12 protein-coding genes and 1 tRNA gene are annotated in these 13,681 nt (G+C 72.6%); 8 read left to right on the top strand and 5 right to left on the bottom strand.

The window, feature by feature from the left end; genetic code table 11:
- Positions 1–88 precede the first annotated feature (88 nt).
- The gene (locus GWK15_RS19510; RefSeq protein ID WP_168043044.1) at positions 89–1,492 is read right to left on the bottom strand and encodes a phenylacetate--CoA ligase family protein; all 1,404 of its coding nucleotides are present in this window, start codon (positions 1,490–1,492) and stop codon (positions 89–91) included.
- A gap of 119 nt (positions 1,493–1,611) precedes the next feature.
- On the opposite strand from GWK15_RS19510, the gene GWK15_RS19505 reads away from it, so the two are divergent.
- Entirely contained in the window at positions 1,612–2,037 is a 426-nt protein-coding gene (locus GWK15_RS19505) for a hypothetical protein (protein WP_168042922.1), read from the top strand.
- 20 nt (positions 2,038–2,057) lie between these two features.
- On the opposite strand, the gene GWK15_RS19500 is transcribed toward GWK15_RS19505, so the two are convergent.
- The 4 genes from GWK15_RS19500 to GWK15_RS19485 all read right to left on the bottom strand — a co-directional run bounded on the left by GWK15_RS19500 (position 2,058) and on the right by GWK15_RS19485 (position 5,254).
- Positions 2,058–2,143: transfer RNA gene (locus GWK15_RS19500), tRNA-Leu, on the bottom strand.
- Between the two features lie 61 nt (positions 2,144–2,204).
- Positions 2,205–3,194 carry a tetraacyldisaccharide 4'-kinase gene (gene lpxK / locus GWK15_RS19495; protein ID WP_168043043.1) on the bottom strand — a complete coding sequence of 330 codons (990 nt, stop codon included), beginning with the start codon at positions 3,192–3,194 and terminating at the stop codon, positions 2,205–2,207.
- Positions 3,195–3,258: 64 nt separating this feature from the next.
- Positions 3,259–4,572, bottom strand: coding sequence for a 3-deoxy-D-manno-octulosonic acid transferase (locus tag GWK15_RS19490; RefSeq protein ID WP_338147294.1), 1,314 nt, complete (start codon positions 4,570–4,572; stop codon positions 3,259–3,261).
- A gap of 7 nt (positions 4,573–4,579) precedes the next feature.
- On the bottom strand, positions 4,580–5,254 hold the full coding sequence (locus GWK15_RS19485; RefSeq protein WP_168043041.1) for a lysophospholipid acyltransferase family protein: 675 nt from the start codon (positions 5,252–5,254) through the stop codon (positions 4,580–4,582).
- Positions 5,255–5,427: 173 nt separating this feature from the next.
- On the opposite strand from GWK15_RS19485, the gene GWK15_RS19480 reads away from it, so the two are divergent.
- The 7 genes from GWK15_RS19480 to GWK15_RS19450 all read left to right on the top strand — a co-directional run bounded on the left by GWK15_RS19480 (position 5,428) and on the right by GWK15_RS19450 (position 13,535).
- Positions 5,428–6,615, top strand: coding sequence for an efflux RND transporter periplasmic adaptor subunit (locus GWK15_RS19480; RefSeq protein WP_168043040.1), 1,188 nt, complete (start codon positions 5,428–5,430; stop codon positions 6,613–6,615).
- 4 nt (positions 6,616–6,619) lie between these two features.
- A complete protein-coding gene (locus tag GWK15_RS19475) occupies positions 6,620–9,793 on the top strand; it encodes an efflux RND transporter permease subunit (RefSeq protein WP_168043039.1) in 3,174 nt (1,057 codons plus the stop codon).
- A gap of 79 nt (positions 9,794–9,872) precedes the next feature.
- Positions 9,873–10,205, top strand: a complete 333-nt coding sequence (trxA, locus tag GWK15_RS19470; protein WP_168043038.1) for a thioredoxin TrxA — start codon at positions 9,873–9,875, stop codon at positions 10,203–10,205.
- A gap of 70 nt (positions 10,206–10,275) precedes the next feature.
- A complete protein-coding gene (mdoH, locus tag GWK15_RS19465) occupies positions 10,276–11,937 on the top strand; it encodes a glucans biosynthesis glucosyltransferase MdoH (RefSeq protein WP_168043061.1) in 1,662 nt (553 codons plus the stop codon).
- Between the two features lie 9 nt (positions 11,938–11,946).
- Positions 11,947–12,522: a hypothetical protein gene (locus GWK15_RS19460; RefSeq protein ID WP_168043037.1), complete on the top strand. Its 576-nt coding sequence runs from the start codon at positions 11,947–11,949 to the stop codon at positions 12,520–12,522.
- On the top strand, positions 12,519–13,043 hold the full coding sequence (locus GWK15_RS19455) for a dihydrofolate reductase family protein (RefSeq protein WP_168043036.1): 525 nt from the start codon (positions 12,519–12,521) through the stop codon (positions 13,041–13,043). The genes GWK15_RS19460 and GWK15_RS19455 overlap by 4 nt, the downstream gene beginning before the upstream one ends.
- 30 nt (positions 13,044–13,073) lie before the next feature.
- Positions 13,074–13,535, top strand: a complete 462-nt coding sequence (locus GWK15_RS19450) for an MmcB family DNA repair protein (RefSeq protein WP_168043035.1) — start codon at positions 13,074–13,076, stop codon at positions 13,533–13,535.
- Positions 13,536–13,681 lie beyond the last annotated feature (146 nt).

Below are 13,681 nucleotides of genomic sequence, written 5' to 3'. Positions count from 1 at the left end.
AACTCACCCGACATGATCCAAGCTCCGCTACCCAGCAGCTTGAATCACACCCCACCGCGCCGCAGCGAGAACTGATTGGGTTTGGAGCCTAAGGCGCCTCGCAGACGAAATCCTCGAACTTGCCGGCCGCGCTGCGCGGGACCTCCGGGCGGGTCTCGACCGTCACGGCGAACTCCGCGCCGAACTTGCCGCGCGCCCAGGCGATCGCGGCCGCCTCCCCGGCGGCGGACAGCGGCCCTTCCACCGCGAGCCGCAACAGCAGCCTGTCGAGCGCCGTCTGCACCACCTGGTATTGGCGCAGCCCCGGCACGGCCGCGACCAGCGCCGCAAGGTCCGACGACGACAGCAACGGCCAGCGCCGCTCCCCGCCCGGCAGGCGCAGCATGTTCTGCCGGCGGCCCATCACGCGGTTCAGCACCGGCAGGCCACGCCCGCAGCGACAGGGCGGGCCGACCTCGGCCGCATCGCCGATGTCGTAGCGGATCAGCGGCATGGCGAGGTTGTGCAGCGGCGTGACCACCACGCGACCGATCGCGCCCGGCGCGCAGGGGCGACCGGCCTCGTCCAGCACCTCGACCCGCGCCGCCTCGGACTGGATGTGCAGGTGCGGATGGTCGGGGCATTGCAGGGCCAGGTAGCCGGCCTCCCGCGTGCTGTAGACCTCGGCGACCGGCGCGCCGAAGGCGGCTTCGATCCCGGCGCGCGTCTCGGGACGCAGCGTCTCGGCAATGGCCATGACCTGACGCAGGCGCGTTGGGCGCCTTCCGGCGCGGCGCGATTCCTCGGCAAGGCGCGCCAGGATCGAGGGATGCGACAGCAGGTAGTCCGGATCCCGCCGCAGCAGCCAGTCGAGCTGCTGCGCCGGCGGCGTCATGACGTTCAGCCCGACCAGCGGCCCGGTCGCGAAGAGCCCGCCGCCCGCGCCGCCCCAGCCGGGCGTGGTCGCGCCCTCGGGCCAGGGGGCGGCGCCGGGCGTGCTGTCGCGGATGACGGCGAGCGTCCCGGCGAAGTCGCGCCGGTGCCACAGGTGGTCGCGCAGGGTGAAGGCGCTCCAGACCAGCTCCCAGAGCTGGCTGCGGATGGCGCGCACCGGGCGGCCGGTGGAACCGGAGGTGAAGATCTCCCGGTACTCGCCATGGCCAGGCGGGAGCGATCCCGCGATCAGCGATTCTTCGGCGTCGGCGGCCTGGATCTCAGCGCGGGTGAGGATCGGGATGGCCTGCCAGGCGGCCTCGAAGGCGGCGGCGTCGTCGGGGTCCGGCATGGCGGCGGGCAGCCGAGCCGCGTGGAAGGGCACCGCCCGCCGCGCATGGTCCAGCAGCGTCGCGAGCTGGCGCCGCTGCGCGGCCTCGATTCGCGCCGCCGGCCACCATTGGCTGCGTTCGATCTGGAACAGCAAGGCGAGCAGCGCCGACCCCGCCGCATCCGGCAGCGCCGGCCAGGAAACGCCCGGCACCGCTGAAACCAGGTCGATGGGCGGGGCGTTGTGCAATCCGGACCTCCGTCGGCAGCCATGCGGGCTGCCTCGATTCCTGCCATCACATGGCCACAAGCGGCCGCAAGAGTTATGAACAGATGTTCATGTCCTGCCTGAAGCAAAGGAGTGACGCCATGCGACAGGGTGCGATCAGCGCGGTGCTGCTCGGCGTCGCGCATGTGACCTTCGCGGCCGGCCCGGCCGCAGCGGCGCCCGCGGCCCCGGCCACAGCCGTGCCGGCGGCGATCGCCGATGGCGGCACGGGCGCGACGCTGGCACGTGCCGGCGCCAGCAGCTTCCTCGCCGCGCCGCGGGCCGAGACCGCCGAGATCGTGCCCGTCGGCGAAGGCGGGCGCGGCCGTGGCCGTTGGCGCGACGGCTACTACGCCTATCCGGGCTGGGGTCCGCCGCCGGGCTACTACTACGCGCCGCCCCCGCCGCCCCGGTACTACCGGCCGCCGCCGGTCTACTACGCGCCGCCGCCGCCCGTGTATTACGCGCCGCCGCCCCCGGCCTATTACGTGCCGGCACCGGGCGTCAGCCTGAACTTCCGGTTCTAGGGACAGGGCGCGGGCGCGACTGGTGCCCGCCGCCGGACTCGAACCGGCACATCCTTGCAGATTGCGGATTTTAAGTCCGCTGCGTCTACCATTCCGCCAGGCGGGCGTGCCGAATCGCGCACTTGCAGGGTAAGGCCGGCCCGGCCTCATGCAACCGGGCCGCGACGTCAGGCCGGCATCGGCACCCGGGCTGCGAGCGGGTCGATCAGCCCCTCGATCGCCGCCGGCTCCTCCCATTCCAGCCGCACCGTCACGACCGTGACTCGGTTGCGATAGGCGGGCGGCAGGCGGACCCAGTCCTTCTTCGTCGTCACCGGCGTGGCGCGCAGCGCCTCGGCCTCGGCGAAGAGGTCGCGCAGGTCGCCCTCGTCATAGGGGTAGTGGTCGGCATAGGCCTGCCGGCCGGCGATGAAGGCGCCGGCTTCCTGCAGCGTGGCGAAGAACTTCCGCGGATTGGCGATGCCGCAGAAGGCGAAGACCGGCTGGCCGGAAAGCAGCTCCGCCTCCGGCCCCGGCACCAGCCGCGCGCGCAGCACCGGCAGCGCCTCGGGCAATTGCGCGAGCGCGCCGGTCTCGTCATCCCCGATCAGCACCGCCGCACGGCTGCGCGCGGCCGCGGACGCGACCGGTTCGCGCAGCGGCCCCGCCGGGATCACGCGGCCATTGCCGAAGCCGTAGGACCCGTCGATCACCAGCAGCGAGAGATCCTTCTCGAGCGTCGGATTCTGCAGCCCGTCATCCATGACGATGGCCTGCGCGCCCCCGGCGATCGCCGCCTGCGCGCCGGCGGCGCGGTCGGCCGCGACCCAGGTCGGGCGCTCGGCGGCGAGCAGCAGCGCTTCGTCGCCCACGGCCGTGCTGTCGTGCTGCGCCGGGTCCACGCGGGCCGGGCCCTTGATCCGCCCGCCATAGCCGCGCAGCAGGAAATGCGCGTTGATGCCGCGATTGCCGAGCCGCCGGCCGATATCGAGCGCGACGGTGGTCTTGCCGGCCCCGCCGGCGGTGGCGTTGCCGCAGCACAGCACGGGGATCGGCGCCGTCCAGCCATGGCGCGACATGCGCCGCGCCGTGGTGGCGGCATACAGGGCGGAGACGGGCGAGAGCAGGAAAGGCACGAGCCCCCCGCCACCGCCGCTCCAGAACTCGGGAGCGCGCATCAGTCCGTGTCGTCCACCTTCACAATAGCCCCCGCGGTCCGGAGGCTTCCGGAACCGCCCGCGATCAGCCGCCCGACGCGGCCGCCGCCTTCCCCTCCGCAGACAGCAGCGGCAGCAGCGCCGCCGCGACCCGCCCGGGCAATCCGGCCTCCTCGGCCGCGATCCCGGCGGCGGCCTCGGCCTGAGCCCGCCCCCGGTCCGACTCCGTTAGCATGGCGGAAACCGCCTCGGCCAGCGCGGCGGCCGGCTCCGTTCCGGGGTCGATCCGGGTGACCCCGCCCACGGCTTCGAGCCGCGCGAGGATCTCGGCGAAGTTCCAGGTGTGCGGACCGGTCAGCACGGGGCAGTGCAGCCGCGCGGGCTCCAGCGGGTTCTGCCCGCCATGCGGCACCAGGGACCCGCCGACGAAGGCGAGCCGCGCCAGGCGATAGAACAGGCCGAGCTCGCCCAGCGTATCGGCGACATAGACCGCCGTGTCCGGTGCCGGGTCCTCCCCCGCCGCGCGTCGCGCGAGGACAAGGCCGGCGCCAAGGGCGGCGACCTCCGCCCCCCGTTCGGGGTGGCGCGGGACGATCACCGTCAGCAGTCCCGCATGGGCCGCGGCGATGCGGCGATGGGCGGCGAGGACGATCGCCTCCTCCCCCGGATGCGTGCTGGCGGCGAGGAAGACCGGCCGGTCCCCGATCAGGGCGGCGAGGCGCCGGCGCTCCGCATCCTCCACCGGCAGCGGCGGGGCGGCGTATTTCAGGTTGCCCCAGCAGGTTGCGCCAGCCGCGCCAAGCGCGCGGAAGCGCCCGGCATCGGCCTCGGTCTGGCCGAGCACGACGCGGAACTTCGACAACAGGCTGCGCGCCAGTCCCGGCGCCCGCCCCCACCAGCGCGCCGAGCGTTCCGACATCCGCCCGTTGATCAGCGCGAGGGGAATGCCGCGCGCCGCCGCGGCGGCGATCATGTTCGGCCAGAGCTCGGATTCGACCAGCACCGCGGCATCCGGCCGCCAGCCATCGAGGAACCGCGCCACCCAGCGCGGCACGTCGAGCGGCACGAACCTGTGCAGCACCCGCGGCGCGAGCCCCGCCGGCAGGCGCCGCGCCAGCAGCGTCGCCGAAGTGACCGTGCCGGTCGTCAGCAGGATGGTCAGCGCCGGATCGGCGGCGGCCAGCGCCTCGATCAGCGGCAGGACGGACAGGGTCTCGCCGACGCTCGCCGCATGAAGCCACAGCAGCCGCCCGGCCGGTCGCTCGGCATGCAGGCCGTAGCGTTCGGGCAGGCGATCCGCGATCTCCTTGCCGCGCGCGACGCGGCGGCGAAGATGCAGCGGCAGCACCGGCGCGAGCGCCGTCGTGCCCCAGTGCCAGACGCAGCCCCCGACGGTCACCGGCGCCTCATGCCGCGAGCGCATCCGCCTGGTCGCAGGCGGCGGTCAGCGCGGCGGCGATGGCCGGCAGCGCGGCTTCCGCCCCGTCCCGCGGCACGGCGATGGGCGCGCCCATCACCGCGAAGCCGCGCGCGAAAGGCAGCGGGAAGCGCATCCGGTCCCAGGACCGCGCGAGCCGCATGCGCGTCGAGGCCACCGCGCAGGGCAGCACCGGCACGCCGGCGAGGGCGGCGAGTTGCGCGACGCCGGGCGCGGCGATCCGAGCCGGCCCGCGCGGCCCGTCCGGCGTGATCACCGCGACGCCGCCATTGGACAGGATCCGCGCCAGGCCGCGCAGCCCCGCCGCCCCGCCTTTCGAGGAGGAGGCGTGCACGACGTCGATCCCGAAGGGCCGCACCGCGGCCGCGATCAGCCGCCCGTCCCGGTGGCGGGAGATCAGCACCTGCGCCCGCCGCCCGCCCGCCTGCGGCACGCGCTTCGCGAGCAGATGCCACCCCAGCGCGGCCAGCGGCAGCCGTTCGTGCCAGAAGGCGAGGATCATCGGCTGGTCGGCGAAGGGGCGGGCATGGTCCTCCCCCACCAGGGTCCAGCGCGTCGTCGCCCAGACCAGCCGCAGGTAGAGCGCCACGAGCCGCGCCAGCAGCCCCTGCACCGCAGGGTGGCGGATCAGTCGTTTCGCCATCGGGTCATGCGTGCGGAGCGGGTCACTGCGCGGCCCTAGCACGGCGGAGCGCGGCGGCGAAGGCAGGCCTCCCGCGGCGGCGTCGGGAAATCGCCATGCGACGGCAATGGTGGCGCGCGCGCAGGGCGCGTAATCTCGCCCGGACATCATCCTGTGTTCGAGGGTCAGGCGGCATGGTCGAGGCGCGTAAGTGGCAGCTTTCTTGGCGTGCCGGGACTTGGGCGACCGCGGGGCTGGCGGCGGTGCTGACTCTCGCCGGCTGCAAGGAATCGGCCCCGCCGCCGCGCGAGGCCGGCCCGCCCCCGGCGGTCGCCGTGCAGCGCGTCGCCATGCAGTCGATCTCCCAGGGCGCCGAGTTCATCGGCCGCGTCGAGGCGATCGACAAGGTCGATGTCCGCGCGCGCGTCACCGGCTTCCTCTACGCCCGCCACTTCAACGAGGGCGACGCGGTCAAGGCGAACGACCTGCTCTTCACGATCGAGCAGGCCCCCTTCGCCGCCGAGGTCGCGCTGCGCCAGGCGCAGGTCGACCGCGGCGTCGCCGACCTGAACTACGCCACCGCCCAGGTCGAGCGCGGGCGGGAACTGGTGCGCACCAACGCCATCCCGCAATCGACCCTCGACGAACGCATCGCCGCCGAGGCCCAGGCCAAGGCCGAGATCGAGGCGGCGCGCGCGCAGCTCGAGCAGGCGCGCATCCAGTACGGCTACACCGAGATCCGCGCCGCCTTCGACGGGCGGGCGGGGCGGTCCCCCCTCAGCCCGGGCAATGTGGTGGGGCCGGATACCGGCGTCCTCGTCACCATCGTGCGGGAGGACCCGATCCGGGTGAACTTCCCCGTCACGCAGCGCGAGTTGCTGCGGGTGCGCCGGGCGAGCGGCAGCAACGCCACGCCCGAGGGCGTGCAGGTGCGCGTGCGCCTGCCCGACGGCACGCTGATGGACGCGGCGGGCCGGATCGACTTCGTCGACGTCACCGCCAACCGCTCGACCGATTCGGTGCTGGTGCAGGCGGTGGTGCCGAACGCCCAGCGGCTGCTGACCGACGGCCAGGCCGTCGCCGTGGTGGTCGAGGCGTCCGAGCAGCGCCAGGCGATCGTCATCCCGCAATCCGCGCTGCAGATCGACCAGCAGGGGCCCTTCGTCCTCGTGGTCGGCGCGGACAACAAGGTCGAGGTGAAGCGCATCCGCACCACGCCGGGCCCCGCCGGCCAGGTCGTGGTGGCCGAGGGGCTCGAGGTCGGCCAGCTGATCATCACCGAGGGATCCCAGCGCGCCCGGCCCGGCCAGCCCGTGACGCCGCGCCCGCAGGAGGCGCCGCCGCTCGGCGCGGCGCCCGCGACCCCGGCGCGCGGCGGCTGAACCGATGATCAGCAAGGTCTTCGTCGACCGGCCGCGGCTCGCGGTCGTCATCGCCATCGTCATGACCATCGCCGGCCTGGTGGCGCTGAAGCAGATCCCGGTCGCGCAGTTCCCGGACATCGTGCCGCCGCAGGTCTCGGTCACGGCCTTCTTCCCGGGCGCCTCGGCCGAGGTGGTCGAGGCGACCATCGCCCAGCCGATCGAGAGCCAGGTCAACGGCGTGGACAACATGATCTACATGCGGTCCACCAGCGGCAACGACGGCTCCTACAACCTCACCGTCTCCTTCCGCGTCGGGACCGACCCCGACCAGAACACCACCAACGTGAACAACCGGGTGCAGCTCGCGCTGGCGCAGCTGCCCGAGGAAGTGCAGCGCCAGGGCCTCACGGTCCGCAAGAAGTCCTCGGCACTGCTGCAGGTGATCACGCTGCGCTCGGTCAGCGGGGAGCATGACCCGCTGTTCCTGTCGAACTACGCGACCATCAACATCATGGACGTGCTCAAGCGCGTCCCGGGCGTCGGCGACGCGGCGATGTTCGGCGCGCGCGACTACGCCATGCGGATCTGGTTCGAGACGGACCGCCTCACCGCGCTCAACCTCACGCCGAACGACATCGTCTCGGCCATCCGCGCACAGAACCAGGTCGCGCCGCTCGGGCGGATCGGGGCGCAGCCGTCGTCGAACGACACCTCCTACCAGCTCAACATCCGCACCACCGGCCGGCTGGAAAGCGTGGAGGAGTTCGGCGCCATCCTGGTGCGCGCCAACCCCGACGGGTCGGTGCTGCGCGTGCGCGACGTCGCCCGGATCGAGCTCGGCGCCTGGAACCAGGACCAGGCGATGACCCTGAACGGGCAGGACGCGATCGGCATCCAGATCTACCTCGCCCCCGGGGCCAACGCGGTCGGCACGGCGGAGGCGGTGGCACAGACCATGCGCGGCCTCGCCGCCCGCTTCCCGCAGGGCGTCGAGTACGCCGTCACCTACGACACCACCGGCTTCGTGAAGCTGACCATCGAGGTGGTGATCCACACGTTGATCGAGGCCTTCGTCCTCGTCGTGCTGGTGGTGTTCATCTTCCTCGGCTCGGTGCGCGCGACGCTCATTCCCCTCATCGCCGTGCCGGTCAGCCTGATCGCGACCTTCATGGTGATGAACGCGATGGGCTACTCGGCCAACACCGTCTCGCTGCTGGCCATGGTGCTCGCCATCGGCATCGTGGTGGACGACGCCATCGTGGTGGTCGAGGCGGTCGAGGCGAAGATGGAGGAGGACCATTCCCTCTCGGTCGCCGATGCGACCAAGGCGGCGATGGAGACCATCACCGCGCCGATCATCGCCATCACGCTGGTGCTGCTGTCGGTCTTCGTGCCGCTGGCCTTCATCCCGGGCATCTCGGGCGAGCTGTTCCGCCAGTTCGCCGTCGTCGTCTCGGTCGGCATGTTCTTCTCGGCGATCAACGCGCTGACGCTCTCGCCGGCGCTCTGCTCGGTGCTGCTGTCGGCGCATCACGGCCCCAAGAAGGGGATCATGGGGCGGATCTCGCGCGGCATCGACTGGGTGCGCGACGGCTACGGTGCGATGGTGGCGCGGCTGGTCCGCGTGGCCGCGCTGTCCATCGTGCTGCTGGCGGTCTTCGCGGCGGGCATCGTCGGCGTCGGATCCCGCACGCCGACCGGCTTCCTGCCGCAGGAGGACCAGGGCGCCTTCTTTGCGGAAGTGGCCTTGCCGGACGGCGCCTCCCTGAACCGCACCCGCTTCATCGCCGGCCAGGTCGAGGCAGCGATCCGCGACCTGCCCGGCGTGCAGGACGTCATGACGGTCAGCGGCTACTCGATGCTGAACGGGCTCGCCCAGTCGAACTCGGCCATCCTCATCGTCACGCTGAAGCCCTTCTCGGAGCGGACGGCGCCGGGCACGGACGTCAACGCGCTGATTGCCGCCACGCTCGCGCGCACGGCCGAGGTGCCGGGCCGCGTCATTCCCTTCAACCTGCCGCCCATCGTGGGCCTCGGCACCGCCGGCGGCTTCGAGTTCCAACTGCAGAACCTCGAGGGCCGGCCGGTGTCCGAGATGGCGGCAGTGATGCGCGCCATGGTGCTCGCGGCGAACGAGGATCCGAACCTCACCCGCGTCTTCTCGACCTTCGCGGCCTCGACGCCGTCGGTCTTCCTCGACATCGATCGCGACCGGGCGCAGGTGCTCGGCGTGTCGCTCAACGACATCTTCTCCGCCCTCTCCTCGGCGATGGGCGGGGCCTATGTGAACGACTTCAACCTGTTCGGCCGCACCTGGAAGGTCAGCCTGCAGGCCGAGCAGGCCGACCGCGCGGGCATCCCGGACATCTATCGCGTCCATGTCCGCAACCGGGACGGGGAGATGATCCCGCTCCGCGCCCTGGCCGATGCGCGCATCGAGTTCGGCCCGCAATCCATCATCCGCTACAACAATGTCCGCAGCCTGACGATCAACGGCGAGCCGGCGCCGGGGCGCTCCTCGGGCGACGGCCTCGCGGCGATGGAACGGGTCGCCAACGCCACGCTGCCCACCGGCTATTCCTACGAATGGACGGGCACGGCCTTCCAGGAGAAGGCGGCCGCCGGCCAGACGGGGACGATCCTCGCGCTCGCGGTGCTCTTCGCCTTCCTCTTCCTCGTCGGGCTGTATGAATCCTGGACCATCCCCGTGCCGGTGCTGCTCTCGGTCTCGGTCGGCGTGCTGGGGGCGATGATCTCGATCGGGCCGGCCGGCCTGGCACTCGACCTCTATGCCCAGGTCGGCATCGTGGTGCTCATCGCGCTCGCCGCGAAGAACGGCATCCTGATCATCGAATTCGCGAAGGAACAGCGCGAGCATGCGGGCAAGTCGATCCGGGAGGCGGCAGCCCTCGGCGCCAAGCTGCGCTTCCGCGCGGTGATGATGACCTCCTTCGCCTTCATCCTCGGCCTCTATCCGCTGGTGGTGGCCGAGGGCGCATCCGAGATCAGCCGCCGCGCGGTCGGCACGCCGGTCTTCTGGGGCATGCTGGCCGCTTCCTCGATCGGGATCTTCATGATCCCGATGCTCTACGTCGTGTTCCAGACGGTTCGCGAAAAGCTGAAGTCGCGGCTGCTGGGCTGGAAGCCGCCCGAGCCGGCCCCGGCGCCCGAGGCGGGTGCTGCGCCGCACGCTTGACCCGGCGCGTGCGGCGCACGATCTCTGTTACAACCGCGGGGGCCTTCCGCCCCCGCCCCCACATGGAGACATCCCCCCGATGGGTGACCTCACCAAGCCCGTCTCGGACGACACCTTCAAGCAGGACGTGCTGGAGGCGCCGGGACCGGTGCTCGTGGATTTCTGGGCCGAGTGGTGCGGCCCGTGCCGCATGGTCGCGCCGATCCTCGATGAACTCGCCGCCGAATACGCCGGCAAGCTGACCGTCGCGAAGGTGAACATCGACGACAACCCGATGACGCCGACCGAGTATGCGGTGCGCGGCATCCCCACCATGATCCTGTTCAAGGACGGCAAGCCGCTCGACACCAAGGTCGGCGCCATGCCGAAGGGCCAGCTCAAGGCCTGGATCTCGGGCGCCATCGGCGAGTGATCCCGCCCCGGGGCGCCCCGCGCGCCCCGGGTTCGCCCGCCCGGCCCCGCCGCGGCGCAGGAGGCCGCGCCTGCCCACCGAGTCGCCGCTGCTCCGACGGAGCCTCTTCCTCGCCCTCGCGCTCGCCATCACGGCGGGGCTCGTCGCGCTCGCCGCCGCCGTGCTGGCGCCGGGCGGCTGGACGGCGTGGGAAGTCCTGATCCTCCTCTGCTACCTCGGCACCGTCCCCTGGAGCGCGCTGTCGGCGGCCAATGCGCTGGTCGGGCTGGTCATCCTGCTCGCCACGAAGGATCCGCCGGCGTTCGTGCTGCCGGCGCTGCGCGCGGCCCGCCCCGGCCCGCCGGCCGGCCGCACCGCCATCGCCATCTGCGTCCGCAACGAGGACATGGGCGCCGTCCTGCCCCCGCTCGGCCGGCTGATCGATGGGCTGCCGCCGGACCTCTTCGCGCTCTGGGTGCTGTCGGACACGCCCGGCGGCCCCGTGGCGGACGCCGAGGAAGCCGCCGTCCGCGCCTTCGCCGCCGATCGCCCCAATGTCCATTACCGCCGCCGGTCCGTGAACGAGGGCTTCAAGGCCGGCAACGTGATGGATTTCCTCGATCATCACGCGGCCGGCCTCGACTATTTCCTCTGCCTCGACGCCGATTCGGAGATGACGCCGGCCGCCGTGCTGCGCCTCGTCGCCTGCATGGAGGCCGACGACCGGCTCGCCATCGTCCAGCAGCTCATCCATGGCCGGCCCGCCACCGCCGCCTTCCCGCGCCTGTTCCAGTTCGGCATGCGCCAGGGCATGCGGAGCTGGGCCACGGGGCAGGCCTGGTGGCAGGGCGACGAGGGCCCCTATTGGGGCCACAACGCGCTGATCCGCATCGCGCCTTTCCGCGAGCTCTGCCGGCTCGAACCCCTGCCCGACGGGTCGCGCATCCTTTCCCACGACCAGGTCGAGGCGACGCGCCTGCACGCCGCCGGCTGGAAGGTCCGCGTGCTGCCCGACGACACCGGCAGCGCCGAAGGCAACCCGCCCACCTTCGGCGACTTCGTCACCCGCGACCTGCGCTGGGCGGGGGGCAACATGCAGTACCTCGCGCTGCTGCGCCTGCCGGGCATGACGCCGATGGCGCGGTGGCAGTTGGTGCAGGCGATCCTGCTGTTCCTCGGCGCGCCGCTGTGGTGCGCCATCCTGGTGCTGGCCGCCGGCAACGCCCTGACCGGCGGCGGGGCCACGACCCCGACCTGGGCGCTGGTCGCGCTGCTGGCCGCGACCTGGGCCTGCCACTACGCCCCCAAGCTGGCTGGCTATGCCGAGGTGCTGCTGAAGCCGGCGCTGGCCGAACGCTACGGCGGGGGTGCCGCCTTCGCCCGCGGCGCGGCGGCCGAGATTGCCTTCACGACGCTGATGGAACCGGCGCGGCTGATGGCGCAGACGCTGTTCCTGCTCGCCCTGCCCTTCGGTCTCAAGGTCGGCTGGACGGCGCAGAACCGGGCCGATCGCGGCGTGACCTGGGCCGACGCCGCGCGCCAGTTCTGGCCGCCGACGGTGGCGGGCCTGGTTCTGGCCTGGCTCTTCGCCGCGGCCTCGCCGCTCGCGCTGCTGCTGGCCCTACCCGTGCTGGCCTCGCTGCTGCTTGCCATCCCCTTCGCGGTGGTCACCGCCGATCCCGGTTTCTCCGCCCGTCTGCGCCAGGCCGGGATCTGCGCGTTGCCCGAGGAGATCGACGGAGCGATGCGCTAGGATGCCGCGATGCGTTCGCTGAAGGCCCTGCTGCGCCCGCCCCTGCTGCTGCTCGCCTTCCTCTGGGTGGTGCTGGAGGAGACGCTGTGGTCCTGGTCCAAGGCCCTCGGCGGACTGATCGCGCGCATTCCGGTCTTCGCGCTGCTCGAGCGGCTGATCCTGCGACTCGACGCGCGGCTGGTGCTGCTGATCTTCGCCATCCCGATCGCGCTGCTGTTCCCGGTAAAGATCGCCGCCCTGTGGCTGATCACCAACGGGCAACCGCTCGGCGGGCTCCTCGTGCTCCTCGCGGCCAAGACGATCGGCACGGCCTTCTCGGCGCGGCTCTATGTCGTCGCGGAACCGAAGCTGATGACCATCCCGATCTTCGCGAAGGTGCGGAACTGGCTGGTCGCGCTGCTCGCCCGGGCACACGCCTTCCTCGATTCCTCGCCGTCCTGGCAGGCCGTGCGCCGCGCGGTGAAGGCAGCCAAGGCCGCGATCCACGCGGCGGCACGGCGCGTGCGGCTGGCGGTGCTCGGCGGCGCACCCTCGCTGCTCGAGCGCGTACGTTCGGTCCGCCGCACCTGGCGCGGTCCGGCATGACCGCGCGCCTGAGGCTCTACGCCGCAATCTCCCTCGATGGCTGCCTCGCGGACGACCGCGGCGAGGTCGGCTGGCTGCATCCCTTCGACGCGCAGGACTACGGCATGGCCGGCTTCCTCGCCGGCATCGGCACCGTGCTGACGGGCCGCGCGACCTACGACCAGGCCCGCGGCTTCGGGGACTGGCCCTATGCCGGCAAGCGCGTCGTGGTGCTGACGCGCCGCCCGCTGGACGCCGATCCGCCCGCCGGCGTCGAGGCCATGCAGGGCGAGGTCGGATCCGTCGTCGCGCGCCTGCGTGCCGAGACGACGGGCGACATATGGCTGCTCGGCGGCGCGGCGGTGGCGCAGGCCTGCCTGGCGCTCGACCTGGTCGACACGCTCGAGCTCTTCGTCATCCCGCTGGTGCTGGGGGCGGGGCTGCGGCTGTTCTCGCCCGGCGGCATGCCGCAGGGCTGGCGGCTGGAGGCGGCGACGACCTTCGCGAACGGCGTCGTGGGGCTGACCTACCGCCGGGCTTGATCGAGCGCGAACGAAGCGCGAACTTGGGGCATGGACGCCCCGGCCCGCACCCTTGCCGTCACCCGCGCCGCCGCCCGCTTCTGCGCCCTGCGCGGCTGGGCGCCGGTCGAGCAGGTGCCCCTGCCCGACGGCCGGCGCGCCGACATCCTCGCCCTGCAGCCGACCGGCGACTTCACGATCATCGAGGTGAAGTCCTGCGCGCGGGACTACCTGTCCGACGGCAAATGGCCGGACTACCGGGCCTGGTGCGACCGGCTCTACTTCGCCGTGGACCTCGACTTCCCGCAGGACCTGCTGCCGGACGACATCGGGCTGATCGTCGCCGAGGACCGCGAGGCGGCGCTGCTGCGGGACGCGCCGGAACATCGCCTGGCGCCGGCGCGGCGGAGGTCGCTGCTGCATCGGTACGCGATGCTGGCGGGGGGGAGGCTCGCGGCGCTCGCGGATCCGGCGGGGGCGGCGGAAATGCGCGCGGCGCTCAGGGTGGAATAGGAGGGGCTCCGCCCCTCCAAACCTCCCCGCCAAAGGCCGAAAGGCCTTTGGAAACCATCACTTGGCGCGAGGCAGGGCGGGCAGGAACCCGCGAGAGAGCTTGGCGCATGCGGGGGGGGGGGTATCCGGGCGCCGCGGCTGACCGG

The organism is Neoroseomonas oryzicola (assembly GCF_012163135.1).
Taxonomy (GTDB): Bacteria; Pseudomonadota; Alphaproteobacteria; order Acetobacterales; family Acetobacteraceae; genus Neoroseomonas; species Neoroseomonas oryzicola.
Note: the sequence above shows the minus strand (reverse complement) of the source record. Positions and strands in the feature narration are given on the sequence as shown.

Bases quoted from the DNA above. Each gene is read 5' to 3' on its own strand.
- GWK15_RS19480 (WP_168043040.1), top strand. From the start codon at position 5,428: ATGGTCGAGGCGCGTAAGTGGCAGCTTTCTTGGCGTGCCGGGACTTGG.
- lpxK (WP_168043043.1), bottom strand. From the start codon at position 3,194: ATGCGCGCTCCCGAGTTCTGGAGCGGCGGTGGCGGGGGGCTCGTGCCT.
- GWK15_RS19460 (WP_168043037.1), top strand. From the start codon at position 11,947: ATGCGTTCGCTGAAGGCCCTGCTGCGCCCGCCCCTGCTGCTGCTCGCC.
- trxA (WP_168043038.1), top strand. From the start codon at position 9,873: ATGGGTGACCTCACCAAGCCCGTCTCGGACGACACCTTCAAGCAGGAC.
- GWK15_RS19505 (WP_168042922.1), top strand. From the start codon at position 1,612: ATGCGACAGGGTGCGATCAGCGCGGTGCTGCTCGGCGTCGCGCATGTG.
- GWK15_RS19455 (WP_168043036.1), top strand. From the start codon at position 12,519: ATGACCGCGCGCCTGAGGCTCTACGCCGCAATCTCCCTCGATGGCTGC.
- GWK15_RS19450 (WP_168043035.1), top strand. From the start codon at position 13,074: ATGGACGCCCCGGCCCGCACCCTTGCCGTCACCCGCGCCGCCGCCCGC.
- GWK15_RS19475 (WP_168043039.1), top strand. From the start codon at position 6,620: ATGATCAGCAAGGTCTTCGTCGACCGGCCGCGGCTCGCGGTCGTCATC.
- GWK15_RS19485 (WP_168043041.1), bottom strand. From the start codon at position 5,254: ATGGCGAAACGACTGATCCGCCACCCTGCGGTGCAGGGGCTGCTGGCG.